Origin of the sequence: Clostridium sp. (assembly GCF_050717635.1) — a bacterium.
Taxonomy (GTDB): Bacteria; Bacillota; Clostridia; order Clostridiales; family Clostridiaceae; genus Clostridium_AD.
Genome location: NZ_JBOITO010000037.1, coordinates 1 through 23,602, shown reverse-complemented (window position 1 = coordinate 23,602; position 23,602 = coordinate 1). Strand labels below are relative to the sequence as shown.

General features: G+C 33.3%; 25 protein-coding genes and 1 riboswitch. Of the genes, 23 read left to right on the top strand and 2 right to left on the bottom strand.

Annotated features, from left to right (window positions below; all coding sequences use genetic code 11):
• Window positions 1–47: 47 nt before the first annotated feature.
• Entirely contained in the window at window positions 48–569 is a 522-nt protein-coding gene (locus ACREWB_RS18130) for a cell wall hydrolase (RefSeq protein ID WP_431548879.1), read from the bottom strand.
• A 34-nt stretch (window positions 570–603) separates the two neighbouring features.
• Window positions 604–726: riboswitch (cyclic di-AMP (ydaO/yuaA leader) on the bottom strand.
• 71 nt (window positions 727–797) lie between these two features.
• A complete protein-coding gene (locus tag ACREWB_RS18125) occupies window positions 798–1,826 on the bottom strand; it encodes a hypothetical protein (protein WP_431548878.1) in 1,029 nt (342 codons plus the stop codon).
• 324 nt (window positions 1,827–2,150) lie between these two features.
• Here ACREWB_RS18125 and cdaA point away from each other — a divergent pair, with 324 nt between their 5' ends.
• The 23 genes from cdaA to ACREWB_RS18010 all read left to right on the top strand — a co-directional run bounded on the left by cdaA (window position 2,151) and on the right by ACREWB_RS18010 (window position 23,508).
• Entirely contained in the window at window positions 2,151–2,999 is an 849-nt protein-coding gene (gene cdaA, locus ACREWB_RS18120) for a diadenylate cyclase CdaA (protein WP_431548877.1), read from the top strand.
• Window positions 2,969–4,225 carry a CdaR family protein gene (locus ACREWB_RS18115; RefSeq protein WP_431548876.1) on the top strand — a complete coding sequence of 419 codons (1,257 nt, stop codon included), beginning with the start codon at window positions 2,969–2,971 and terminating at the stop codon, window positions 4,223–4,225. Before cdaA ends, ACREWB_RS18115 begins: the two co-directional genes overlap by 31 nt.
• Window positions 4,206–5,807, top strand: coding sequence for an NAD(P)/FAD-dependent oxidoreductase (locus tag ACREWB_RS18110; protein ID WP_431548875.1), 1,602 nt, complete (start codon window positions 4,206–4,208; stop codon window positions 5,805–5,807). Before ACREWB_RS18115 ends, ACREWB_RS18110 begins: the two co-directional genes overlap by 20 nt.
• A 40-nt stretch (window positions 5,808–5,847) precedes the next feature.
• A complete protein-coding gene (gene buk / locus ACREWB_RS18105) occupies window positions 5,848–6,933 on the top strand; it encodes a butyrate kinase (RefSeq protein WP_431548874.1) in 1,086 nt (361 codons plus the stop codon).
• Window positions 6,934–6,954: 21 nt separating this feature from the next.
• Window positions 6,955–7,875, top strand: coding sequence for a phosphate butyryltransferase (ptb, locus tag ACREWB_RS18100; protein ID WP_431548873.1), 921 nt, complete (start codon window positions 6,955–6,957; stop codon window positions 7,873–7,875).
• Window positions 7,876–7,921: 46 nt separating this feature from the next.
• Window positions 7,922–8,992: a butyrate kinase gene (gene buk, locus ACREWB_RS18095; RefSeq protein ID WP_431548872.1), complete on the top strand. Its 1,071-nt coding sequence runs from the start codon at window positions 7,922–7,924 to the stop codon at window positions 8,990–8,992.
• A gap of 26 nt (window positions 8,993–9,018) precedes the next feature.
• Entirely contained in the window at window positions 9,019–9,681 is a 663-nt protein-coding gene (locus ACREWB_RS18090; protein WP_431548871.1) for a nucleotide-binding protein, read from the top strand.
• A 111-nt stretch (window positions 9,682–9,792) separates the two neighbouring features.
• Complete coding sequence (locus tag ACREWB_RS18085) at window positions 9,793–10,002, top strand: 4Fe-4S binding protein (protein WP_431548870.1); 210 nt, start codon at window positions 9,793–9,795, stop codon at window positions 10,000–10,002.
• Between the two features lie 19 nt (window positions 10,003–10,021).
• On the top strand, window positions 10,022–11,092 hold the full coding sequence (locus ACREWB_RS18080) for a 3-methyl-2-oxobutanoate dehydrogenase subunit VorB (RefSeq protein ID WP_431548869.1): 1,071 nt from the start codon (window positions 10,022–10,024) through the stop codon (window positions 11,090–11,092).
• On the top strand, window positions 11,092–11,841 hold the full coding sequence (locus ACREWB_RS18075) for a thiamine pyrophosphate-dependent enzyme (protein WP_431548868.1): 750 nt from the start codon (window positions 11,092–11,094) through the stop codon (window positions 11,839–11,841). Before ACREWB_RS18080 ends, ACREWB_RS18075 begins: the two co-directional genes overlap by 1 nt.
• Window position 11,842: 1 nt before the next feature.
• A complete protein-coding gene (locus ACREWB_RS18070; RefSeq protein ID WP_431548867.1) occupies window positions 11,843–12,373 on the top strand; it encodes a 2-oxoacid:ferredoxin oxidoreductase subunit gamma family protein in 531 nt (176 codons plus the stop codon).
• A 158-nt stretch (window positions 12,374–12,531) separates the two neighbouring features.
• Window positions 12,532–13,413 carry an efflux RND transporter periplasmic adaptor subunit gene (locus ACREWB_RS18065; RefSeq protein ID WP_431548866.1) on the top strand — a complete coding sequence of 294 codons (882 nt, stop codon included), beginning with the start codon at window positions 12,532–12,534 and terminating at the stop codon, window positions 13,411–13,413.
• Window positions 13,414–13,426: 13 nt separating this feature from the next.
• Window positions 13,427–14,110 carry an ABC transporter ATP-binding protein gene (locus ACREWB_RS18060; RefSeq protein WP_431548865.1) on the top strand — a complete coding sequence of 228 codons (684 nt, stop codon included), beginning with the start codon at window positions 13,427–13,429 and terminating at the stop codon, window positions 14,108–14,110.
• Window positions 14,103–15,275: an ABC transporter permease gene (locus ACREWB_RS18055; RefSeq protein ID WP_431548864.1), complete on the top strand. Its 1,173-nt coding sequence runs from the start codon at window positions 14,103–14,105 to the stop codon at window positions 15,273–15,275. The genes ACREWB_RS18060 and ACREWB_RS18055 overlap by 8 nt, the downstream gene beginning before the upstream one ends.
• A gap of 47 nt (window positions 15,276–15,322) precedes the next feature.
• Window positions 15,323–15,997 carry a response regulator transcription factor gene (locus tag ACREWB_RS18050; protein ID WP_431548863.1) on the top strand — a complete coding sequence of 225 codons (675 nt, stop codon included), beginning with the start codon at window positions 15,323–15,325 and terminating at the stop codon, window positions 15,995–15,997.
• Entirely contained in the window at window positions 15,994–17,301 is a 1,308-nt protein-coding gene (locus ACREWB_RS18045) for a HAMP domain-containing sensor histidine kinase (protein ID WP_431548862.1), read from the top strand. The genes ACREWB_RS18050 and ACREWB_RS18045 overlap by 4 nt, the downstream gene beginning before the upstream one ends.
• Before the next feature lie 169 nt (window positions 17,302–17,470).
• Window positions 17,471–18,091 (top strand): YhbD family protein, encoded by a 621-nt coding sequence (locus ACREWB_RS18040; protein ID WP_431548861.1) that lies wholly within the window; start codon window positions 17,471–17,473, stop codon window positions 18,089–18,091.
• Between the two features lie 27 nt (window positions 18,092–18,118).
• Window positions 18,119–18,853, top strand: a complete 735-nt coding sequence (locus ACREWB_RS18035; protein WP_431548860.1) for a polymer-forming cytoskeletal protein — start codon at window positions 18,119–18,121, stop codon at window positions 18,851–18,853.
• 193 nt (window positions 18,854–19,046) lie between these two features.
• On the top strand, window positions 19,047–19,415 hold the full coding sequence (locus ACREWB_RS18030) for a DUF2089 domain-containing protein (protein WP_431548859.1): 369 nt from the start codon (window positions 19,047–19,049) through the stop codon (window positions 19,413–19,415).
• Between the two features lie 48 nt (window positions 19,416–19,463).
• Window positions 19,464–19,868, top strand: a complete 405-nt coding sequence (locus ACREWB_RS18025; protein WP_431548858.1) for an SHOCT-like domain-containing protein — start codon at window positions 19,464–19,466, stop codon at window positions 19,866–19,868.
• Between the two features lie 86 nt (window positions 19,869–19,954).
• A complete protein-coding gene (locus ACREWB_RS18020) occupies window positions 19,955–21,265 on the top strand; it encodes an MFS transporter (protein WP_431548857.1) in 1,311 nt (436 codons plus the stop codon).
• Window positions 21,266–21,540: 275 nt separating this feature from the next.
• Window positions 21,541–22,890, top strand: a complete 1,350-nt coding sequence (glmM, locus tag ACREWB_RS18015) for a phosphoglucosamine mutase (protein WP_431548856.1) — start codon at window positions 21,541–21,543, stop codon at window positions 22,888–22,890.
• A gap of 114 nt (window positions 22,891–23,004) precedes the next feature.
• Entirely contained in the window at window positions 23,005–23,508 is a 504-nt protein-coding gene (locus ACREWB_RS18010; protein ID WP_431548855.1) for an IS1/IS1595 family N-terminal zinc-binding domain-containing protein, read from the top strand.
• Window positions 23,509–23,602 lie beyond the last annotated feature (94 nt).

Sequence of the window (23,602 nt, the reverse complement as noted above, 5' to 3'; positions counted from 1 at the left end):
CATGAAGCTAACCCTCGTTAATTTTAATAATGGTTAGCTTCATGTTTTTATTTAACAACAAAAAATACATGATTTCCTATAGTTTTTATGTTGGCCTTTTTTATATCCTTCATCCACTTAGAAGTGGCTATCTCAGGATTATAAAAGAAAACAGCCTTATAGGTAGGATCTTTACCTTTTAATGCATCTAATACTGCGGTGTAGCTAGAAGAATCTGGAATTATATTCGCCTTACCACCATGAAATACCTTCCCTTCTTTAACACAAGAAAAGGCATTCTTCTGATTAATAACACCAGAAATTGATTTTGGAAAACCTGCATGGTTAGCACGATTTAGTATAACAGAAGCTACAGCAAGTTTTCCGTTATAAGTTTCACCACAGCTCTCAGCATATACCACTTGGGCCATTAAATAAACATCGTCGTCAGTAACATAAATTGAGTCGTTTGCATTGTTAAACACAGCTACTGCCTCTATTTGTTCATTATATAGATTCTTATCTTCTGAATCTAGTGGATTTAAAGACGCTCCGTTTACACTTAAACTAGGTAATATTGTGAGTAACATTAAAATACAGGACAAAAAAGCAAATTTTTTAATACTATCCTCTCCTTTTGCCTACGGAGTTAGCTGACGGGTTCGGAAAAGGTCTAACCTACACTAATAGTGATTCACCCCAAATGCTTGGTTCCTCCGCGTTTTTTTACTTAGGCTAATAGTAGTGTTACCAACAGTGTAAAAAAAATACACTATTTTTTTATCGTATACATAAAAACCCAATATAGTAATGGATAGTTACTTATAATTTTGAAGTTCGATATAGACTTTAATAAAATTATTATAGGAAGTTTCTACTTCATTAAATTTTGCATTAGATGATTCATATAGTGCATCAAGTGTAGCTGAATCTACTCCCGTACTTAAGATTTGAATTTTTTCACTTGTCAAAGCCTGCTTGAAATCAGTTAAATAACTTTCATATAGCTGAAATAGTGGTCGGAAAGTTTCATAAGTAGGAATAGCAAGGCTTGGTACAGAAAAATTTTTACTGAAATCCATTTTTAAACTATTTAATTCTGAATAACTATCGTTAATAAGTGACAAAAGTGCATTATAGATCATTTCATTTTCTCTTACTTTTATTGCGTAGGAGTAATAATTAGTTTTAATATTTAGAAAATCATTGGACAAGATACCGATTTTGTTAATAAAATCTTGAACTTGAAGGTTTTTAATATCTACTTCTTTTCTTATCATAAAGGCACTGTAACTGTAATTAAGCAGGTTATCAATAAATGATAGTGAAGTTTGAGGTAGTGTTATTTTAGTATCAGCGATATTTATCGCTCTGTAAAAATCTATGCAATCATCCCTATAGGTTTTAAGGCTTTTTATAGAAGCTTCTACATCACCACCAGAAGGATTATTCAAAACAACTAGAGCTCGTCTATACATTAATAGGTTATTATCTAGGCCAGACTTAAGGCTTTCATGTTGCTTTTGGTATTTTGAGATAGGTTCTGAAACCTCCAATTGAGTTCTAAGAGTAGATAAACTTTCGATAATATTAGGTAACTTTTCTTTTGCATAGTCAACATCTATTGTTTGGTTACTATTAAATATAGCTATAGTTTTATTAACTTTAGTTATATTATTCATGTTATTTAGTAAGGAATCTTCATAAGAATTGTATACCTTATTTATAGAGGCATAGTAGCTAGTTGCAAAAATACCTATGGAGGCTATGGCAATAGATAAAAAAAGTATAATTCTGAATTTTTTCCTATTCTTATGAGCATTTACAATATGTTTTTCTTCACTCAAAACAACTCACTCCCTTGTTATTCATTTTATAAAAATTGGTGTAAAATCATGTCTTTTTATGTTAGTGGGTATAAACGTGTGGAATTTTTATATAAATAAAGTATATATTAGCTTAACATACACTATATTCTAGATAATATATTAAATTAATCGGATTAGAGTTAGTTTATGTAAAACTATATTATATTATTCCCATAAATGTAATAAACCTCTTATCAATATAAGAGGTATTGTTTATAATAAAATTACTTATAATGTGTACTAATAAAGCACTGTATAGTGTATAATTGTAGATAGGAGTTATAGCAGGAGGTTGTGAGAACTATGGAAGTAATTAAGTTAATGTTAAGTACAACTAAGAACATAAGTATATTTTCGATTTTAGATATATTAGCGGTAGCGTTCATATTCTATAAAAGTTACATGTTAATTAAAGAGACAAGAGCTGAACAATTATTAAAAGGAATAGTTCTTATATTTTTACTTATTCCAATAAGTGAATTGCTTAATTTGACAGTATTAAATTGGATATTAGTTAAGACAATAACAATTGGTGTTTTGACTATTGTTATTATTTTTCAACCGGAAATAAGAAGGGCTTTAGAGCATATAGGAAGAACAGCGTTTACGGATAAACACATGTTTGTAGATGAAGAGACAATGGAGAGGGTTATAACAGAAATTGTTAATGCTGTTGAAAATTTAGCGAAAGAAAGAACAGGAGCACTGATAGTAATAGAACAAAGAACAGGTATAGGAGAAATAATCAAAACAGGAACTATTCTAGATTCCGTAATATCAGCAGCATTACTAGAAAATATATTTGTAGTAAACACCCCTCTTCACGATGGGGCTACAATAATTAGAAATGATAGAATAATAGCAGCGGGTTGTTTTCTGCCTCTGACAAACAATGATAAAATAAGCAAGAAACTAGGAACGAGGCACAGAGCAGCAATAGGAATAACGGAAAGTTCAGATGCACTAACCATAATAGTATCAGAAGAAACAGGAAATATATCACTAGCTGTTAATGGGAGACTTGTAAGAAACTATGACAGGGATAAGCTCAAGAGAATACTTGTCCAAATAATTAAAAGCAGACAGAGTAAAAAATTAACTATAAAGGAGAGAGTAAAGTCATGGATAAAGGCAGAAAACAAGAATTTATAATTAGAGTATGCTGTATAATAGCTGCCTTTGTATTATGGCTTTTTATAACAAGTACAGAAAATCCCATGACTGATTACAAGATTAAAAATATACCTGTGCAACTTGTTAATATGGAGGCATTATCCGATTCGAATTTAATCATAGAGCCAGGGCAAGATTTAAATATAGACCTAAGTATTAAAGGCGCTAATACTAGCATACTTTTAGATAAGAAAGCAGAAGATTTTACAGTGGTGGCAGATTTAAGTGCATATGCGCTTAAGGTAGGTGAACAAAAAATTCCTATCGAAATAAGAAGAAGTCCTGATAATATAAATGTATTAAACAGTGATAGTCTTTTTATAAAGGTAAGTGTAGATAAACTCGCCCAAACTAAGCTGCCTATAAAATGTAATATAAGTGGAGAGCCAAAACAAAGTTTTTATGCATCTAAACCAAAATTATCAAAAGAATCTGCTATAGTTACAGGCGGCTCAAAGTTTGTAAATACAGTAAAAGAATTAGTAATATCAGAGAATATACAAGACGCTGATAGTGACATTATAAAAAGTTACAAGATAATGCCTGTAGACTCAAAGGGTAAAGAAGTAAATGAAGTTACTGTAAAGCCTTCTAGTATAGATGTTACTATTCCTATAAGAAAAACTAAAGCTGTAGGTGTAAAAGTAAAAACTATAGGAAAATTAAAACCGAGTCTTCTTCTAGGCAGTATAAAAGTGCTACCAGAAAGATTTGATATAACGGGAAGTGCAGATGCACTTAATAATATAGAAACTTTAAATACGGAACCAATTGATTTAAGCAAAGTAAGTGAAACAACTACAATAGACGCAAAAGTGACTATTCCTGACGGGTTAAGTTTGGTCAGCAATAATAGCAATGCTCTAGTTAAGGTTGAAATAAATGTGACAAAATTAGTGCAAAAGAGTATAAGTATTGAAACTAAAAATGTTAACTTGGACACAAATTATGAAGTTGTGCTTGCCAATAACAAGAGTCAATTAGTTATTTCAGCGCCTGAAGCAGTTATTAATTCTCTAGATTTAAGCAAATTTAGCGCTACGGTAGATTTAATTAATTTGGTTGAAGGGGAACACACTATTGCTGTAGTAGTGACCATGCCAGATGGCATAAAGCTCATATCACAGACTCCAGATAAAATATTAGTAACTATTACAAAGAAACAAACGGAGGTAACTAATAAAAATGACAATACAAGTGAATAATATAGTTTTAGATATAGATGAAAATATAGAGGATGTTAAAATAAAGGCAGCAAGAAAAATGAGAGTCTCTGGAAACGAAATAAAAGAGTTTAGAATCGATAAAGAATCCATAGATGCTAGGAAGAAAAATAATATTAAGTTTAATTATTCTGTACTTATTAAAATGGATAATGAAATAAAAGTAGTTGCATCTGCAGATGATAAGGATGTTAAACTACAAAAAGTTAGATATGATTCTGAATTTGAATTTGGGACCACCGCAATGAATCATAGACCTGTAATTGTAGGAATGGGGCCAGCAGGCATGTTTGCTGGCCTTCTTATGGCCCAGAAGGGATATAAGCCACTAATCATAGAAAGAGGAGAACAGGTAGAGCGTAGGACAAATAGTATAAATAAATTTTGGACTAGAGCAGTATTAAATACAGAATCTAATGTGCAATTTGGTGAAGGTGGAGCTGGAACATTTTCAGACGGGAAGTTAACAACAAGAATAAAAGATACTAGATGTGACTACATATTAGAAGAATTTGTTAAGGGTGGGGCTCCTCCTGAAATATTATATATGGGAAAGCCTCATATAGGTACCGATGTACTAAAAGAAGTTGTGAAAAATATAAGAGAAACTATTATTAAGCTAGGCGGAGAAGTAAGATTTAATAGTAAACTTTGCGATATAAAAATTAAAGATAAAAAGATAAAATGCATAGTAGTAAATGGGGAAGAAATACCCTGTGATAATTTAATATTAGCACCGGGGCACAGCTCTCGGGATACTTATGAAATGTTATATGAAAAAGGTATTTTCATGTCAAGTAAGCCATTTGCAGTGGGAGTCCGAATAGAACATCCACAAGATATGATTAATGAAAACCAATATGGAAAATATGCAAACCACGAAAGATTAAGTGCAGCAGATTACAAACTTACATATACAAGCGTAAAATCAGGTAGATCGATGTATAGTTTTTGCATGTGCCCAGGTGGAGAAGTAGTTGGGGCTGCATCGGAGAAGGGTCACTTAGTAATAAATGGAATGAGCGAATATAAGAGAGATAAGCACAATGCAAACTCCGCTCTCGTGGTATCAGTAGGACCTAGTGATTTTGAGACTAATAGTCCCCTTTCTGGTATAGAATTTCAAAGACATTATGAGGCGCTAGCTTACACTAGTGGAGGATCAAACTATAACGCACCAGTACAACTTGTAGGTGATTTTCTAAAAGGAAATGTAAGTAGTAAGCTTGGCAGTGTAAAACCAAGCTATAAACCGGGCTATGAATTTGCTGATCTTACTAAGTGTTTGCCCAGTTTTGTAACGGAGGCTATAAAAGAGGCGTTGCCTAAATTTGATCATAAAATAAATGGTTTTGCAGGTGGCGATGGAGTTATGACTGGAATTGAAACTAGAACGTCAGCACCAGTAAGAATCGATAGAAATGAGAAATTACAAAGCATATCTCTAGAAGGATTATATCCAGCAGGAGAAGGAGCAGGATATGCTGGTGGAATAATTTCTGCAGCTGTGGATGGATTAAAGGTTGCAGAGTGCATAATGAAAGAGTGGAAACAAATCAAATAAATCTTATTAACTATTGCATTAAAATAAGGGAGATGTTTAAATGAATACAAAAGGATATATATTAGTAGTCAATCCTGGTTCTACATCAACTAAATTATCAATATTTAAAAATGAAGATCTTATAGTAACAACAAATCTGACTCATAATTCTAATGACATTAAAAAATTCGAAAAAATTTATGACCAAAAGGACATGAGAATTAAACTGATTTTAGAGTGGTTAGAGAAAGAAAATATAGACCTTAAAGATTTAATAGCAGTGGTTGGTAGAGGCGGATTATTAAGACCAATGCCTGGTGGTACATATACAATATCTAAAAAGATGCTTGAGGATTTAAAAATAGGGTTTCAAGCTGAGCATGCTTCTAACTTAGGTGGAGTCATAGCAGATGAAATTGCAAAAAAAGTTAATATACTAGCATTAATAGTAGACCCTGTAGCAGTAGATGAAATAGTGGACGTTGCAAGAATATCGGGACTCCCAGAGATTGAAAGACGTTCTTTGGTTCATGCACTAAATATAAAAGCAGTAACAAGAAGAGTTTGTACTAAACTAAATAAAAGTTTTGAAAATAGCACTTATGTAGTTGCACATATTGGTGGAGGAATTTCTGTGTCACCGGTTAAAAATGGAAGAATTTTAGATGTAAATAATGCTAACGAGGAAGGTCCTTTTTCACCTGAGAGAACAGGAGGACTTCCGGTAGGAGATTTAGCTAAACTTGCTTTCAGCGGGGAATATACTCTTAAGGGGTTAAAGAAAAAGTTAACAGGTGAGGGCGGTCTTGTAGCTTATCTAGATACTAATGATGGAAGAATAGTTGATAAGATGATAGACGATGGGAACACTAAAGCAGAGCTTGTTTTTAAAGCTATGGCATACCAAATAGCTAAAGAAATAGGTGCTATGGCAACAGTGGTTAGCGGAAAAATAGATGCAATAATTCTTACAGGAGGACTTGCTCATAACAAGAGACTTACAATGTTGATAAGTGATATGGTGCGCTTTATAGCCCCTGTTGAATTAGTGCCAGGAGAAGATGAAATGTTAGCTTTAGCACAGGGTGCTCTGAGAATAATAAATGGAGAAGAGAAAGCAAAAGTATATGAGGAAGAAATAAACTAGTTAGAAAAGGAGTGTAATAAAATGAGTAAAACTTTGAGTGAAGTATTAATTGCAGTAAAGACACTAAGTATGAAAACTGTAGTAGTAGCTGTTGCACAAGATTTACCAGTACTTGAAGCGGTGCGAGATGCTAAGGAAAACGGTATAGCAAATGCAATATTGGTAGGAGACAAAGAAAAAATAATATCAATTGCAAGCAGTATAGGTATGAATATAGACGAATATGAAATTATAGATGAGAAAAACGTTAACAGCGCGTCTCTTGCTGCAGTTAAGCTTGTATCAAAGGGAAGAGCTGATATGCTTATGAAAGGACTTGTGGATACAGCAACCTTCTTAAGAGCAGTACTCAACAAAGAAGTAGGCCTTAGAACTGGAAAAAGAATGTCTCACGTAGCGGTATTTGAAGTGCCAGGGTATGATAGATTGTTATTCTTAACAGACGCTGCCTTTAATATGTATCCAGAACTAAAAGAAAAAATAGATATAATAAATAACTCCGTATCAGTTGCAAAAGCTTGTGGTATTGAGATTCCTAAAGTTGCAGCAGTTTGCGCAGTAGAAATTGTAAATACAAGCATGCCAGCGACGCTCGATGCAGCGATGCTTTCAAAAATGAGTGATAGAGGGCAAATAAAAGATTGCATTGTTGACGGGCCACTAGCTTTAGATAATGCACTATCAGAAGAAGCTGCGAAGCATAAAAAAATTGAAGGTCCAGTAGCAGGCAAAGCGGATATTCTTTTAATGGCAAATATTGAAGCTGGGAATGCTATATATAAATGCTTAACGTATACTACGAAAGCTAAAAGTGGAGCACTACTTGTAGGTACTTCTGCTCCAGTTATAGTAACTTCTAGAGCAGATACTCCTGAAACAAAATTAAATTCTATAGCACTTGCTTCATTAGTTGCAGAATATAATAAGGTAACTGAAGAATAATAAATAACGCATTCAATTATTATCTATTACCATAAGGAGGACTAATATGTCATATAAATTGTTAATGATTAACCCTGGTTCAACTTCTACTAAAATAGGTGTATATGAAGATGAAAAAGAAGTTTTAGTAGAAACATTAAGACACTCATCTGAAGAAATAGGGAAATTTGAAAGTATATTTGAACAGTTTAATTTCAGAAAAGAAGTTATACTAAACCTACTTAAAGAAAAAAACTTTGATATAAAGGCTTTGGATGCTATAGTAGGCAGAGGTGGGCTTTTAAAACCTATTGAAGGTGGTACATATGCAGTAAATGAAGCTATGCTTAATGATTTGAAAATTGGAGTGCTAGGTCAGCATGCTTCAAATTTAGGTGGAATAATTGCAAACGAAATTGCTGAATCTTTAGATATACCAGCATTTATAGTTGATCCAGTAGTTGTGGATGAAATGATGGATGTGGCTAGAATATCAGGTATGCCAGAGATAGAGAGAAGAAGTATTTTTCATGCGCTTAATCAAAAGGCAGTAGCTAAACGGTATGCAAAAGAGAACAGTAAAAAATATGAAGATATTAATCTAATAGTAGCACATATGGGCGGTGGAATCTCAGTAGGAGCTCACAAGGCTGGAAAAGTTATTGATGTTAATAATGCACTAGATGGAGAGGGTCCATTTTCACCAGAAAGATCTGGGGGACTTCCAGTAGGTGATTTAGTTAAAATGTGCTTTAGTGGAAAATATACAATAGAGGACATTGTGAAAAAGATAAATGGGAAAGGTGGCTTTGTTGCTTATCTTAATACCAACGATGCTAAAGAAGTAGAGGATAAAGCAGAAGCTGGCGATGAAAAATGCAAATTAATTTTTGAGGCTATGGCATATCAAGTTGCCAAGGAAATTGGGAAATGCGCAGCAGTCCTTAAAGGTGACGTAGATGCTATAATTTTAACCGGTGGAATAGCTTATGGAAAGCCTATGGTAAGTTACATAAAAGAAAGAGTAGAGTTTATATGTCCCGTAGTAGTATATCCAGGTGAAGATGAACTACTAGCGTTAGCTCAGGGAGGCCTCAGAGTCTTAAGTGGCGAAGAAAAGGTAAGAGAATATAAATAGTATTTTAGAAAGGAAAGAGTGATGTGATGAGTAGGATTAGAGTATTTACAGGTCATTTTGGTTCAGGAAAAACGGAAATAGCAATAAATTATGCAATAAATCTTGCAAAAGAAGGAAAAAAAGTTGTGATAGTTGATTTAGATATAGTAAATCCCTATTTTTGTGTAAGAGATGTTAGAAAACAATTAGAACAGCAGGGAATAAGAGTTATAGCATCGAACCCAGAGCTAGTCAATGCGGAACTTATGGTAGTCCCAGCAGAAATAAGAGCTGTGTTTAATGATAAAAGTTATGAGGTTGTAATGGATGTAGGTGGAGATGACTCAGGCTCAATAGCTCTTGGTCAGTACAATAAATATTTTAATGAAGAACCTTATGATATGTTTTTTGTTATAAACACCAATAGACCATTTACGCAAGAACCTATTGCTATTGTGGATTATATTAAAGCAATAGAAAGAGCTTCAAGGCTTACAGTATCACATTTAGTCGCAAATACTAATTTGTCTTATGAAACTGTGCCACAGCATATAATTGATGGAGATAAAGTAGTTGCAAAGCTGTCTAAAGAATTAAATTTACCACATGCATATACCGTTTGTAGTAAAGATTTAATGGGAGAATTGAGTGGAAAGTTGCAAGGTGACATATTTGGGATTGATATACATATGTTACCCCCTTTTAGATAGAAGGAATAGAGTCAATGGAATAACCTTGTTGACAGGTTCTCCTTCAAGGGGTAGAATTAAAGAGTAAACGTTTAAATTCTATAAAAACAGAATTTTTAAGGAGGTTTAAACATGCCAAGAGTGAGTTTTAGAGAAGACAGATGTAAAGGGTGTGGACTTTGTATAAATGTATGCCCTAAGAAAATCATAAGTTTTTCAAAAGGATTAAACATAAAAGGATATCATCCAGCAGCGATTACAGAGGAAAAGATGAAAGAGTGTATAGGTTGTGCATCTTGCGGGAAAATGTGTCCTGATTGTGTAATAACAGTTGAAAAGTAAAGAATAGGAGGATGTACTTATGAGTGGAAAAGTGTTAATGAAAGGTAATGAAGCAATAGGAGAAGCGGCTATTAGAGCTAACTGTCTAGGCTTTTTTGGGTATCCAATAACACCTCAAACAGAGATATCTGCATATTTATCAAGAAAAATGTGTAAAATTGGAAGAGTTTTCTTGCAAGCAGAAAGTGAAGTTGCAGCTATAAATATGGTGTACGGTGCTGCAGGCACAGGAGCTAGGTGTATGACATCTTCAAGTTCACCAGGAATAAGTTTAAAAGCAGAAGGAATATCATATATAGCAGGAGCTGAGCTTCCTTGCGTTATTGTAAATATAGTTAGAGGTGGCCCAGGGCTTGGTAGTATTCAACCAGCTCAATCAGATTATTTTCAAGCAACAAAAGGTGGATCACATGGCGATTTTAATATGCCTGTATATGCGCCTGCATCAGTACAAGAAATGGTTGACTTAGTTCAAGATGCGTTTGACACTGCAGATATGTATAGGACTCCCGTAATGGTAATGGGAGATGGAATGCTTGGACAAATGATGGAACCAGTTGAGTTCAAAGAAAGAAAGCCGAAGTTATTACCAGAAAAGACTTGGGCAGCAAATGGTCTAAAAGGTAGAGCAAAGCATAATGTTATAAATTCACTTTATCTTAAATCAGAAGATTTAGAAAAGCATAATATGAAATTACAAGCAAAATATTTAGAGATAAAGAAAAATGAAACAAGATATGAATTGTACAAATGTGATGAAGAAGTTGATTTAATAATGGTTGCATATGGGACTACATCAAGAATATGTAAAAATGTTGTTAAAATGGCTGAAGAAGAAGGTATAAAACTAGGACTTATAAGACCAATTACACTTTGGCCTTTCCCACTAGAAGCTTTTGAGAAAACACTAAGTTCTACTAAACATGGATACATATCAGTAGAAATGAGTTGTGGTCAAATGGTTGAAGATGTTAGATTATCTGTTGAAGGAAGAAAGCCGGTTTATTTCTACGGAAGAACAGGTGGAATGGTTCCTCATCCAGAAGATATATTAAATAAAGTTAGAGAAATAGTAGGGGGTGCAAAATAATGGCAATAGTATTTAAACCAACTAAGGCATTATTAGATGTTCCTACTCATTATTGTCCAGGATGTACTCATGGATTAATTCATAGACTAGTAGGAGAAGTACTTGAAGAACTAGATATAATAGATAAAACAATAGGAGTAGCTCCAGTTGGATGTTCAGTTTTAGCATATGACTATTTTGCTTGTGATATGTTTGAAGCAGCTCATGGAAGAGCACCTGCAGTTGCTACAGGTATTAAGAGAACTAATCCGGATGCAGTAGTATTCACATATCAGGGAGATGGAGATCTTGCAGCAATAGGTACGGCTGAAATAGTTCATGCTGCAACGCGTGGAGAAAATATGGTTACTATATTCGTTAATAACTGTATTTATGGTATGACAGGTGGGCAAATGGCTCCAACTACACTTCCAGGTCAAATAACAGAAACTACACCTTATGGAAGAGATGTAAAAGTGCAAGGACACCCTATTAGAGTATCAGAGATGTTATCAACTTTAGATGGCGCTTGTTATGTAGAAAGAGTAGCGGTAGACAGTGTTCCTAATGTTAATAAAGCTAAAAAAGCAATTAAAAAAGCTTTCCAAAATGCAATTGATGGAAAAGGATTCTCAATGGTAGAAGTACTATCAATATGCCCAACTAATTGGGGATTATCACCTGAGGAGTCTATGGTATGGCTCAGAAATAACATGATGCCATTTTATACTCTTGGAGTTAAAAAAGATACAACTGCGGAGGTGGAATAAAATGGGGACGCAACAAATGATATTTGCAGGATTTGGTGGTCAAGGTACACTTTCCATGGGGAAATTTTTAGCATATGCAGGTATGGATGCTGACATGAATGTTTCTTGGCTTCCATCCTATGGACCAGAAATGCGTGGAGGTACAGCTAACTGTGCGGTTATACTTTCTGATGAGTTAGTAGGTTCTCCTATAGTTACAGAGCCAAATACTCTTGTAGTTATGAATAGACCTTCCCTTGATAAATTTGAAGATAGTTTGTCTAAAGGTGGAATATTAGTAATGGATTCTGATCTTGTAGACAGAATGCCTAGTAGAGGTGATATTGAAGTAATAAGTATTCCAGCTCAAACAGAGGCTATGAAAATTGGAAGCAAACAGATTGCTAACATGGTGCTACTGGGAGCTTTAGTAAAAAGAACTGGAATAGTATCTATGGAAGCAATACTAGCTGCTTTAAAAGATCATGGTAAAGAAAAATTCTTTGAGGTAAATAAAAAGGCTCTGGAAGTTGGAGCGTCATACGTGAAATAGAATATAAAAGAGTATGTATTACTGCACCTTGCTCAAATGAAGGCTACGTAATACATACTCTTTTTTGCGTCTTAAAAACAAAGGCTTGAAAGTTCATCTTAAGTTCATATTGGGATTTTATAATACCTCTATAATCTAAATTTATGGAGGTGTTAATTATGGCTAAGAATAAAAAGAAAAGTAAAAGTGGTTTAGTAATAGGAATAGTAGTAGCGGTTGTTATAGTTGGTTTGATTGTAATTCCTATGATTACAAATAAAGCAAATCTTTATACGGAGCAGACGGTGAAGAAAGATAGCATAAATACATACTATACTTTTTCCGGTAATGTAGAAAGTAAGAACACACAAAACGTAATGGCTGAAAAGATAATGCAAATTTCTGATATTAAAATTAAAGAGGGAAATAAGGTAGCAAAAGATGATATCTTATTTAAGACATCCCAGGGAGATGAGATAAAAGCAAAAGTTGCCGGAACTATTTCAAAGATAAATGTGGACGAAGATGAATCTGTGATGGCAGGAGCGAAGCTTTGCGATATTATTGATTTTGATAATTTAAAGGTAACTGTAAAGGTAGATGAGTATGATTTATCATCCATTGAAAAAGATAAAGAGGTGTCTGTAACAATTGGTGCCATAAACAAAGAGATAACAGGTAAAGTTTCTTCTGTTTCAGATACCGCAATTAATGAAAATGGCGTAGCTTATTTTACAGCAACTTTGGATTTAACTGTGGAAAAAGATATAAAAGTTGGAATGAGCGCGGAAGCAAAAATACTTAATAAGAGTGCAAATAATGTGTTGACTGTTTCTATGAAAACTTTGCAATTCGATGAAAATGATAAACCATATGTGTATATAAAAGGCGATAAGGAGATTCCTACTAAACGGGCTGTAAAAATTGGAATTAATGATGGAAAAACAATAGAAATAGTTGAAGGTCTTACAGAGGGACAAACAATAATGTACTTAAAGTCTACATCATCATCTGATAATAGTGGTAGGGGTGGAGTAGTTCCTCCAATGCCTGGAAGGTAGGGGGTGGATATATATGAAAATATTAAATATGAAAAACATTGTGAAGAGCTATCATATGGGAGAAGAAGAACAAACGGTGCTTAAGAAAATTAATCTCGTTATAAATAAGGGTGAGTTTGTCTCTATACTAGGCCCATCAGGCTCAGGAAAATCAACATTAATGAACATTATCGGATGCCTTGACGTACCAACAAGTGGAGAATACATTTTAAATGAATATGAAGTGGATGATTTAGATGAATCAGAACTTGCGCAAATTAGAAATAGTGAGATTGGCTTTGTGTTTCAACAGTTTCAGTTGCTGCCGAGATTAACTGCACTTCAGAATGTTGAGTTACCACTTATTTATGCAGGTGTTCCAGCGAAAGATCGCATTCGAAAAGCAAAAGAGATGCTTTGCAGAGTTGGTCTTTCGGACAAGTTAAGGAATAAGCCAAATCAACTCTCAGGTGGTCAACAACAACGTGTTGCAATTGCAAGAGCTATGGTAACACAACCTACCATCCTTCTGGCAGATGAACCAACGGGTGCTCTTGATCAAAAGACTGGACAACAAATTATGGAGCTTTTTGCTAAACTTCATAGCGAAGGTAAAACAATTATTATGATTACTCATGATGAAAAGATAGCAGCGCATGGAAGTAGAAAAGTAGAAATTTTAGATGGAGAGTTAAGCGAGGTGAAGGCACATGTTTAAAGAGAGCATAATCATGTCGTGGCAAAATATAATTCACAACAAAATGCGCTCATTCTTAACGATACTTGGAATAGTCATTGGTGTCGCTTCAATTATTGCACTAATCACAATTGTGCAGGGTGTAACAGAGAGTGTAACATCAACCGTTTCTGATATGGGTGCTAACAAGATAACGGTTCAGATAAAGGGAACGCCACTTAAACAAGGGCTTTCAGATAATGATGTTAAAGCTATGGCCGCAATAGATAACATAAAGGGAGTTTCCCCCACTGTAAGTGGTAAATCGAGTATCGTTTATGATAGAACTGTTTTGGAAGATATAATGGTTCAGGGTAAAAATCAAGTGTATTTTGCAAATACAGAGGACTTAATTGAAACAGGCAGGGCAATTAATATAATAGATACTGATAGCAAAAACCGCGTTTGTTTAATTGGACAAAATATTGAGGATGAATTTTTCGTAGCTGAGAATCCTATTGATAAAGAGATTGTTATTAATGGAGTTACCTACACTATTATTGGTACATTACAAAAATCTGACGGTTATTCAATGAGTAGTAACGACGATGCTGTAATTATTCCATACACAACCGCTATGAGTTTAATGGGAGTTAAAAACATTAGTTCCGTTGATGTATATATGGTAGATGAGTATTTATCAGAAACTACCACATCAGATATTGAAATAGTACTAAATACTGCATTTAACTACAATGATGAAGGATTTTCTGTTTCGAATATGAAAAGTATTATAGATAAAGTTTCTCAAATGACAGGAATGATGACGTTAATGCTTGTTGGTATTGCCTCTATTTCTCTTATAGTTGGTGGAATAGGTATTATGAATATGATGTTAGTTTCTGTAACAGAAAGAACTACAGAGATTGGACTTAGAAAAGCACTTGGAGCAGAGCCAAAGAGAATTGAGCAGCAATTTTTACTTGAAGCAATATTTTTGTCCTTATTCGGTGGTATTGTGGGACTGGTATTTGGAGTAATTATTGCATATATTGGTTGCTTTGCATTAGGATGTCCATTTATTCTAGATGCATCAACAACTATATTGGCTATTGGATTTTCAGTTGCAATCGGTGTAATATTTGGACTTGCTCCTGCGAAAAAGGCTAGTAAATTAAACCCAATTGATGCATTAAGAAGTGTTTAAAAAAACAAAATTTTATGGTTTAATATATATAAAGGATGGTGAGCGATGTGTTTAATATCTTAGTGTGTGAGGATGATAAAAATATAAGGAAACTTATGTGTGAATACCTTAAGTGGGAAAATTATAATATTTATGAGAGTGAAAATGGTGAAGTTGCACTGGAGATATTAGACACCGCTCACATTGATCTACTTATAACCGATATTATGATGCCAAAGCTTGATGGCTTCATCCTTTCAAAGAATTTACGGGAAGCAGGCTATGAGATGCCTATTTTAATGATTACTGCAAAGGAAGCTATAGAAGATAAAAAAACAGGCTTTTCAGCCGGAGCGGACGATTATATGGTAAAGCCAATTGACATGGACGAAATGATTATGAGAGTATTGGCACTGCTGCGAAGAGCAAAAATTGCAAGCGATAAAAAGTTGATAGTTGGAACAACCGTCTTTGATTATAACAATTTTATGGTAGCAATAAATAATGAGAATTTTGATTTACCTAAAAAAGAATTTCAACTTGTTTTTAAGCTATTATCACAGCCTAGCAGAATTTTCACAAGACATCAGCTAATGGACGAGATTTGGGGATATGAAGTGGAGAGTGATGAGCGCACCGTTGATGTTCATATTAAAAGGCTGAGAGAAAAATTTTGCAATAATAGTGACTTTAAACTGGTTACAGTTCGGGGTCTTGGATATAAGGCGGTAAAGCTATTATGATTAAGAAAATGCTATACTCAATGTATACAAGGTTTGTTGCATATTTTTTAGGAGCTTTTTTCATTTCCATTTTAGTGGCAGTTTTGTTTGTGTCCTTTACACAACTAGAAGCAATAAAAGCTTCTGTAAGCACTGCCATAGAAGATAGAGCGAACAATATAAAGGCACTTGTAAAAGAGGAAAACGTTTCTGTTTTGGATGCTTGCACTTATGTATCTACTGGCGATGTAAATATATCTGTTTACTCTACAATTGATAAAATCAGTGTTTATTTTTCGGAAGAGGAATTAAATAAGATTAAAACTGGTGAAACGGTTATTACATTCAAACCAAATAGAAACACACACGTTTTAGCAGCATTAAGATTAGATGAAAAGTATATAGTTATCACTCCGAGTCTTATGAATAATCCCATAAATCAGTTTATGACACTTCAAAAAACAATATTTTTTGTTCCGATTATTATTGGTACAATACTTATTATATTTGCTGTGGCAATGGTATTAAGACCTATAAAGGAAATATCGGCCGCATCAAAACAGGTTGCCATGGGCAACTTCAATACAAAAGTTAAAGTTCGTGGGAATGATGAGATTGCTGTTTTAACGCGAAATTTTAATTTGATGGTAAGTGAACTCGCGACTAATGAATATCTCCATAAAGATTTTGTAAGCAACGTGTCTCATGAGTTTAAAACGCCGATAACATCTTTAAAAGGATATGCAAAACTGTTAAAAAAAGATGATATAACAGAGACGAAAAGACAGGAATATGCGGATGTTATTATTTCTGAAAGCGAAAGACTTTCTAATTTATCTTCCAATTTACTGAGACTTTCGAAGCTTGATAATGAAGTTATTAAACATAAAAATGATAAATTTTCACTTGCAGAGCAAATTAGAGATGCAATTTTACTTATGCAAAATGGGTGGGAAAAGAAAAATTTGGAACTAGATTTAAGTTTAGATGAAGTGGAGTTTGAGGGTGATAAAGAACTATTGTATCAGGTGTGGATTAATCTAATTTCAAACGCCATTAAATATTCTGTGGATAATGGAACACTAAAAATTACTCTTAGAAAAACAGATAAAGTAATAGTGGAGATTATCGATAACGGAATTGGAATGACACTAGAAGAGCAGGATAAAATTTTCTTGAGATTTTATAAAGCGGATAAATCAAGAAACACCAGTGGTACAGGACTAGGACTATCTATTGTAAAGAAAATTGTTGAACTTCACTACGGTACTATAAGTGTAGAAAGTGAGGTGGGCAAAGGCAGTAAGTTTGAAGTAGTTATATGACGTAAAAAATTAGAATATTAAAGCGTAAAAAGGCTACTGATAATTAGTAGCTTTTTTAGTTTTAAGAAAAATTGGTATGTTTAAGTTTTTTATATTTACAACGTAACAATGTTATGTTACACTATATATAATGCTTTTATATAATCCAAAATAATAAAGGAGGGACAATATGGGGGAAGATTTAATATCGAAAAAAGAATTGCTTGAAATCACTAATGTTTCCTATGGACAGTTGTATAGATGGAAGAGAAAAAATCTTATACCAGAAGAATGGTTTATAAAAAAATCTAGCTATACAGGTCAAGAAACTTATTTTCCTAGGGAGAAAATACTAGATAGAATAGAAAAAATTATTGGAATGAAAGAGGATGTATCCTTAGATGACCTTGCACTAATGTTCTCACCACAACTTGCAGATGTATTTTTAAATGAAGATGAGTTACTTAAAAAGAACATTGTTAGGTCGCAGACATTGATAATGCATAAAGAAATCTATGGCGAAATAAAAACATTTTCTTTTGAAAAAATATTATATATTTCATTATTAGAAAAGAGCTTAGAATCCGGTAATGTGTCATTAGATGAAGGCAAGCTTATAATACAGACTTTAGAAGAAAATCATAAGTCGCTAGAAGGAAAGAATTGCGAGATGATTTTTTTAAGGAAATTTGGGATGGCGTTATGTTTTTTAATTACTATGCCCAATGAGATTTATATAGATAAGTGTGCGAAAATAATATTAAGGCTTAATATTTCGCAGTGTATTGAAGAACTTAAAATTAAGATTTAATAATATAAAAACAGGAGGAGGTTTAACATGGAAAAGATGAATAATAATGATATAAAAATAACGGGGTCAGGAAGTGCAAATGGTGGGACATATAATAATGTAATTATAAGTGGCTCAGGAAAAATAAACGGTAATTTAGAGTGTGTAGACTTCAAAACTAGTGGATCATCAAAAGTTGCGGGTAATTTAAAAGCAGAAAATATAAAAATCAGCGGGTCTGCAAAAATTGAAGGTGATGTAGAAGTAGAAGATATGAAAGTAAGTGGATCCTCACATGTAACAGGCAATGTTAAAAGTCAAAGCATAAAAATAAATGGATCAACTCATATAGAGGGAAGCCTATATGGAGAAGAAATTATTATAGCTGGCTCAGTTCATATAGAAAAAAATTGTGAAGCAGAATGTTTTAAGGCTAGTGGTAGTTTTAAAATACAAGGATTATTAAATGCAGGAAATATAAATATAAATATAGGTGGAAACTGTGCTGTAAAAGAAATTGGTGGAGAGCATATTGAAATAAGGGTGAGCCCTCTAAATAATTCCTTATTTAGAAAAGCAATTGACAAAATGTTTAATTCTAGAAGTGAGGTAAATACTGAATTAATAGAAGGCGATGATATATACATCGAAAATACTAATGCAAAAATAGTAAGGGGAAATAATATTACTATAGGCAATGGTTGTAATATAGGACTTATAGAATATAGCGAGGAGATTAATATTTCTAGAGAATCCATAGTTCAAGAACAAAAGAAAGTATAAGTGAATTTTATATCACAGAATTAAATATATTGAATATACTAGAAGTGATGTTATAATATTTTAATATTGATATTATTAATATTTAAATTAAGATAATCAATACATAGGAAGAAAATATTCGAATATATTGATTTGTATATTGATTATTTCAATGCATGGTAATATAATGAATATAAAGAAAGGTGGTGTATAAATGACTTATAAAATATTGTGCAAATGTCCAGTATGTAACTCTAAATTAAAAGCAACAAGACTTAAATGTGATGAATGTAATACAGTGGTGGAAAATGAATTTGAATTATCAAAATTTGATTACTTGAATAATGAACAACTATACTTTATTGAAATATTTTTAAAGTCTAGGGGAAACATTAAGGATGTAGAAAAAGAACTTGGCATATCATACCCAACCGTTAGAGCAAAGTTAGACGAGGTTATTACAGCAATGGGGTATAATGTTATAAAGCAAAAACCTTCCGTTGATAAAAAGGATGTAATAGATATGTTGGAAAAAGGTGAAATCACTGCTGATGAGGCATTAATCATGTTAAATGGTAAATAATTAAGCTGTATATTTGGAGCGACCAGCTTTAGAAAAGGAGGAATTATAATGAATGAAGAAATGTTGAAGATATTAAAAATGGTCCAAGAGGGTAAAATTGATTCAGAGAAAGCTATGCAGCTTATAGAAGCTCTAAAAGGAGAAAATAAAGAACCATTTACTTTAGAAAAAACACTATATAATACGAGTAGTAAGAAGAATCCAAAAATGCTAAAAATAAGAATAAGATCTACAGAGAATGATATTTTAAATATTACTCTTCCACTAAAGTTTGTTAGTGGGATGATAAGAACCTTTGGGAGGATTCCAAGCCTAAATGTAGATGGTATGGAAGGTGTAGATATAGATGAAATGACTCAATCAATATTAGAAGCTATAGATGGTGGAATGGATGGAAAAATAGTAGATATAAAAAGCGGAAATGGAGACATAATTGAGGTTGTTATAGAATAGCGATAAGTTTAAATCCGTTGTAGTCTATAATTAATGAATTCCTTTTGAATAATGTATAATGGGGAGCATAAAATGGGGGCAAGTGAATGGAAGTTTTAGAAGAAACTATTATTGAAGAAAACACTGAAATAAGAAAATCTTCCAGTAAATTATGGACTATAAATTTTTTCCTGTTGTGGCAAGGTCAAATTGTTTCGGCGCTAGGAGATGTAGTTTATGAGATTGCGCTGGGTTTCTGGGTTCTTGCAGTAACAGGTTCAACAGGGCTTATGGGAATACTTATGGCTGCATCTGCTTTACCTAGAATATTAATAGCTCCCTTTGCAGGAGTTATGGTTGATAGATGTAATCGAAGAAATATGTTGGTACTAATGGACTTAATAAGAGGCATTGCGATTACAACAGTGGGCGTAGCTGCATTATTAGGTTTTGTTCAAATTTGGATGGTCTTTGCAGCGGGGGTTATTTTAGGGGTATGCGCAGCGTTTTTTAATCCTACGGTAGGTTCTGCTATTCCAGATATTGTTCCAAGAGATAAGCTTATTCAAGCCAATTCAGCTCTTAACATGGTGGGGACTGGAGTAAGTATTTTTGCTAACCCTCTAGGAGGGGTAATGTATCAGCTATTAGGAGCTCCAATAATGTTTTTTACAAATGGGATTTCGTATCTTGTCTCAGCATTTACAGAGATATTTATAAAGATACCTAAAATAGAGAGAAAAGTTAATGCAGAAGATGCTGTGAAGAGCACTGGGGAAAGTTTTAAACAAGATTTGAAAGAAGGGTTTAAATTTGTATGGAATTTTAAAGGCCTTAGGTACCTTATAATTACAGCAGCTTTTCTAAACTTTTTTGCTAATATGGGAATTGTTTTAATCTTACCGCTATTTCAAAGAACTCAGTTACTTGGAGCAGGTAAATATGGAGTGGCAATAGCAATGCTAACTGGAGGTATGTTTGCAGGGATGGCTTTTACTTCAATTGTGAAAATACCTTATGAAAAGAGACTGCGTATTTTTGTGGGTTCAGGTGTAATATTCTCTGTAGGTTTTGCAGTATTCCCTTTAATTAGTTTTAAATATATGTTATTGTTATTATTCATAGCAGGCTTCTTTAATGCTATTGTAAACACACTTATAAGTGCCACACTTCAGCTAACAGTTCCGCAAGATATGAGAGGAAAGGTTTTCTCTATTATGAACACTGTATGTGGAGGATTAGTTCCAGTAGCTATGGCTGTTGGAGGTATCCTTGCTGAACTTATAGCAATAAAGTATATAATTTTTACTTGTTTTTTACTATCAGGAATGTTAATAATTCCACTGGGATTTATAAAAAAATTTAAACATTTTATTAACTTTAATCCTGACTTTCAAAGTTTACAAGACATAATATAATAGTAGTATTATACTTATCATTAAAAATAACCAAATTCATTCAGTTTGGTTATTTTTTGTAGTGAAAATAGCAAAACACTAGGGTCTTTTTACAAAATCTTGTTAATGTAGTATAATTATTATTGTAGATTATTTAGCTAATAGCTTTATAAATTGGGAAATTAAATTATTGTGAAAAAAATAGATAAATTTAGGTTCCAAAAGCAAAATACTAGTATTTTGCTTTTGGAAGCCCTGAAATAACTCTATAAAATATTGAGAAAGAGGTAGAAGATATGAGTAGAATGTTCGGGACAGATGGAGTACGTGGTATAGCAAATACAGAATTAACAGGTGAGCTTGCATATAAACTCGGAAGATCAGGAGCTTTTGTGTTAACAGAAGCAGCTCATAAACCTAAAATAATAGTAGGAATGGATACAAGAATTTCAGGAGATATGTTAGAATCTGCATTAGTTGCAGGGATTTTATCTGTAGGGGCGCAGGCTATATGCCTTGGAGTAATACCTACACCAGCTATAGCTTATTTAACTAGGGAATATGGGGCAGATGCGGGAATTGTTATTTCAGCGTCTCACAACACAGTAGAATATAATGGCATAAAATTTTTTAATAGTCAAGGTTTTAAGTTGTCTGATGAACTTGAGGATACTATACAAGCAGTTATAGAAAATGATTTTGAGGGTGTTCCCTCTCCTATAGCAGGGGATTTAGGTAAAAAATTAGTTGTTAATAATGGAATAGAAGATTATATAGAATTTGCTAAATCCACTATTAAGGGAGATTTAAAAGGACTTAAAATTGCATTAGATTGTGCTAATGGGGCTTCCTATGTTACCTCAGTAAAAGCTGTAAGAGAACTTGGAGCAGAGGTTTTAGTTATTAACAATGATCCAGATGGCATAAATATAAATAAAGATTGTGGATCTACTCATCCTGAGCATTTAATGGCTTTTGTCAAAGAAAATCATTGTGATTTAGGACTAGCTTTTGATGGTGATGCAGATAGGTGTTTAGCTGTAGATGAAAAGGGAAATCTTATAAATGGAGATTTTATGATTGCTATTTGTGCCAAACACTTAAAAGGTATGGGTAAATTAACTAAAGATGCAGTAGTAGTAACAGTTATGAGTAATTTGGGCCTTGATATTGCAATGAAGAGTGAAAATATAACTACAGTGAAAACTAAAGTAGGAGATAGATATGTACTTGAAAAAATGAGAGAAGAAGGTTATAGCCTTGGAGGAGAGCAGTCTGGTCATGTAATATTCCTGGATTTTAATACTACAGGGGATGGACTTGTATCAGGAATTCAATTAGCTACTGTAATTAAAGAGTCAGGAAAGAAGCTTTCAGAGCTTGCAGCAATGATGACAGAACTTCCACAAATATTAGTTAATGCAACAGTGCCTAATGATAAAAAGGACATACATGAAACTGATAGTGAAATAGTAGAAGAAATTAAAAAAATGGAAGCAAAACTTAATGGCTGTGGAAGAGTACTTATAAGGCCATCAGGTACTGAACCACTAGTAAGAGTAATGCTAGAGGGAAAAGTACAGTGTGAGTTAGATGAAATGGCACATGCTCTTGCAAAAATCATTCAAGAAAAAGCAAATAAGTAGGTTCGGAAAAGGACTTTTTAAACTTTGGCTATGTTTAATAAAGATGTTGAAAATGTATGTATTTTGAAAAATATGGTACAATAAGACTATATTAATGATTACGGAGGTCTTATTATGCCAAGTGTAGAGTCGGTAAAAATGGATTTAGAGGCTTTAGGAACAACTGGACAGGAAGAAATATTAGCCTATCTTGAAGAAGTTATTATATTAGGTTCATTTGCTACTGAGGTTACAACCGAAGTTAAAGAGAATAGATTTTCCAAGGGAAAGGTCTGTCCATGTTGTGGGCATGATGAAGTATCAAGATATGGGAAGTTCAATGGTAAGCAACGATATATGTGCAAGTCCTGCCGAAAGACGTTCACTGACTTTACACGTTCCCCTTGCTACAATAGCAAGAAAGACATTAAAAAGTGGATATTATATTCTAAATGTATGATAAATGGCTATTCAATAAGGAAATGTGCAGAGATAGTTGAGATTAGTGTGCCTACATCTTTTTATTGGAGACATAAATTTTTAGACGCTATCAGAGTGTATATGGGAATTGGGAATGTTGGTGGAGTTATAGAAGTTGATGAAGCATTTTTCAGGTTATCAATACCTAATTTAAAATAATGTTGAAAAATAAGAGAGGGTATATATTATACATGTATAATATATACCCTCTCTATGCAACCTATTTATAGTTTATTTATAATTTTTTACTTAA

Bases quoted from the DNA above. Each gene is read 5' to 3' on its own strand.
- ACREWB_RS18130 (WP_431548879.1), bottom strand. From the start codon at position 569: ATGTTACTCACAATATTACCTAGTTTAAGTGTAAACGGAGCGTCTTTA.
- cdaA (WP_431548877.1), top strand. From the start codon at position 2,151: ATGGAAGTAATTAAGTTAATGTTAAGTACAACTAAGAACATAAGTATA.
- ACREWB_RS18115 (WP_431548876.1), top strand. From the start codon at position 2,969: ATGGATAAAGGCAGAAAACAAGAATTTATAATTAGAGTATGCTGTATA.
- ACREWB_RS18110 (WP_431548875.1), top strand. From the start codon at position 4,206: ATGACAATACAAGTGAATAATATAGTTTTAGATATAGATGAAAATATA.
- buk (WP_431548874.1), top strand. From the start codon at position 5,848: ATGAATACAAAAGGATATATATTAGTAGTCAATCCTGGTTCTACATCA.
- ptb (WP_431548873.1), top strand. From the start codon at position 6,955: ATGAGTAAAACTTTGAGTGAAGTATTAATTGCAGTAAAGACACTAAGT.
- buk (WP_431548872.1), top strand. From the start codon at position 7,922: ATGTCATATAAATTGTTAATGATTAACCCTGGTTCAACTTCTACTAAA.
- ACREWB_RS18090 (WP_431548871.1), top strand. From the start codon at position 9,019: ATGAGTAGGATTAGAGTATTTACAGGTCATTTTGGTTCAGGAAAAACG.
- ACREWB_RS18085 (WP_431548870.1), top strand. From the start codon at position 9,793: ATGCCAAGAGTGAGTTTTAGAGAAGACAGATGTAAAGGGTGTGGACTT.
- ACREWB_RS18080 (WP_431548869.1), top strand. From the start codon at position 10,022: ATGAGTGGAAAAGTGTTAATGAAAGGTAATGAAGCAATAGGAGAAGCG.
- ACREWB_RS18075 (WP_431548868.1), top strand. From the start codon at position 11,092: ATGGCAATAGTATTTAAACCAACTAAGGCATTATTAGATGTTCCTACT.
- ACREWB_RS18070 (WP_431548867.1), top strand. From the start codon at position 11,843: ATGGGGACGCAACAAATGATATTTGCAGGATTTGGTGGTCAAGGTACA.
- ACREWB_RS18065 (WP_431548866.1), top strand. From the start codon at position 12,532: ATGGCTAAGAATAAAAAGAAAAGTAAAAGTGGTTTAGTAATAGGAATA.
- ACREWB_RS18060 (WP_431548865.1), top strand. From the start codon at position 13,427: ATGAAAATATTAAATATGAAAAACATTGTGAAGAGCTATCATATGGGA.
- ACREWB_RS18055 (WP_431548864.1), top strand. From the start codon at position 14,103: ATGTTTAAAGAGAGCATAATCATGTCGTGGCAAAATATAATTCACAAC.
- ACREWB_RS18045 (WP_431548862.1), top strand. From the start codon at position 15,994: ATGATTAAGAAAATGCTATACTCAATGTATACAAGGTTTGTTGCATAT.
- ACREWB_RS18040 (WP_431548861.1), top strand. From the start codon at position 17,471: ATGGGGGAAGATTTAATATCGAAAAAAGAATTGCTTGAAATCACTAAT.
- ACREWB_RS18035 (WP_431548860.1), top strand. From the start codon at position 18,119: ATGGAAAAGATGAATAATAATGATATAAAAATAACGGGGTCAGGAAGT.
- ACREWB_RS18030 (WP_431548859.1), top strand. From the start codon at position 19,047: ATGACTTATAAAATATTGTGCAAATGTCCAGTATGTAACTCTAAATTA.
- ACREWB_RS18025 (WP_431548858.1), top strand. From the start codon at position 19,464: ATGAATGAAGAAATGTTGAAGATATTAAAAATGGTCCAAGAGGGTAAA.
- ACREWB_RS18020 (WP_431548857.1), top strand. From the start codon at position 19,955: ATGGAAGTTTTAGAAGAAACTATTATTGAAGAAAACACTGAAATAAGA.
- glmM (WP_431548856.1), top strand. From the start codon at position 21,541: ATGAGTAGAATGTTCGGGACAGATGGAGTACGTGGTATAGCAAATACA.
- ACREWB_RS18010 (WP_431548855.1), top strand. From the start codon at position 23,005: ATGCCAAGTGTAGAGTCGGTAAAAATGGATTTAGAGGCTTTAGGAACA.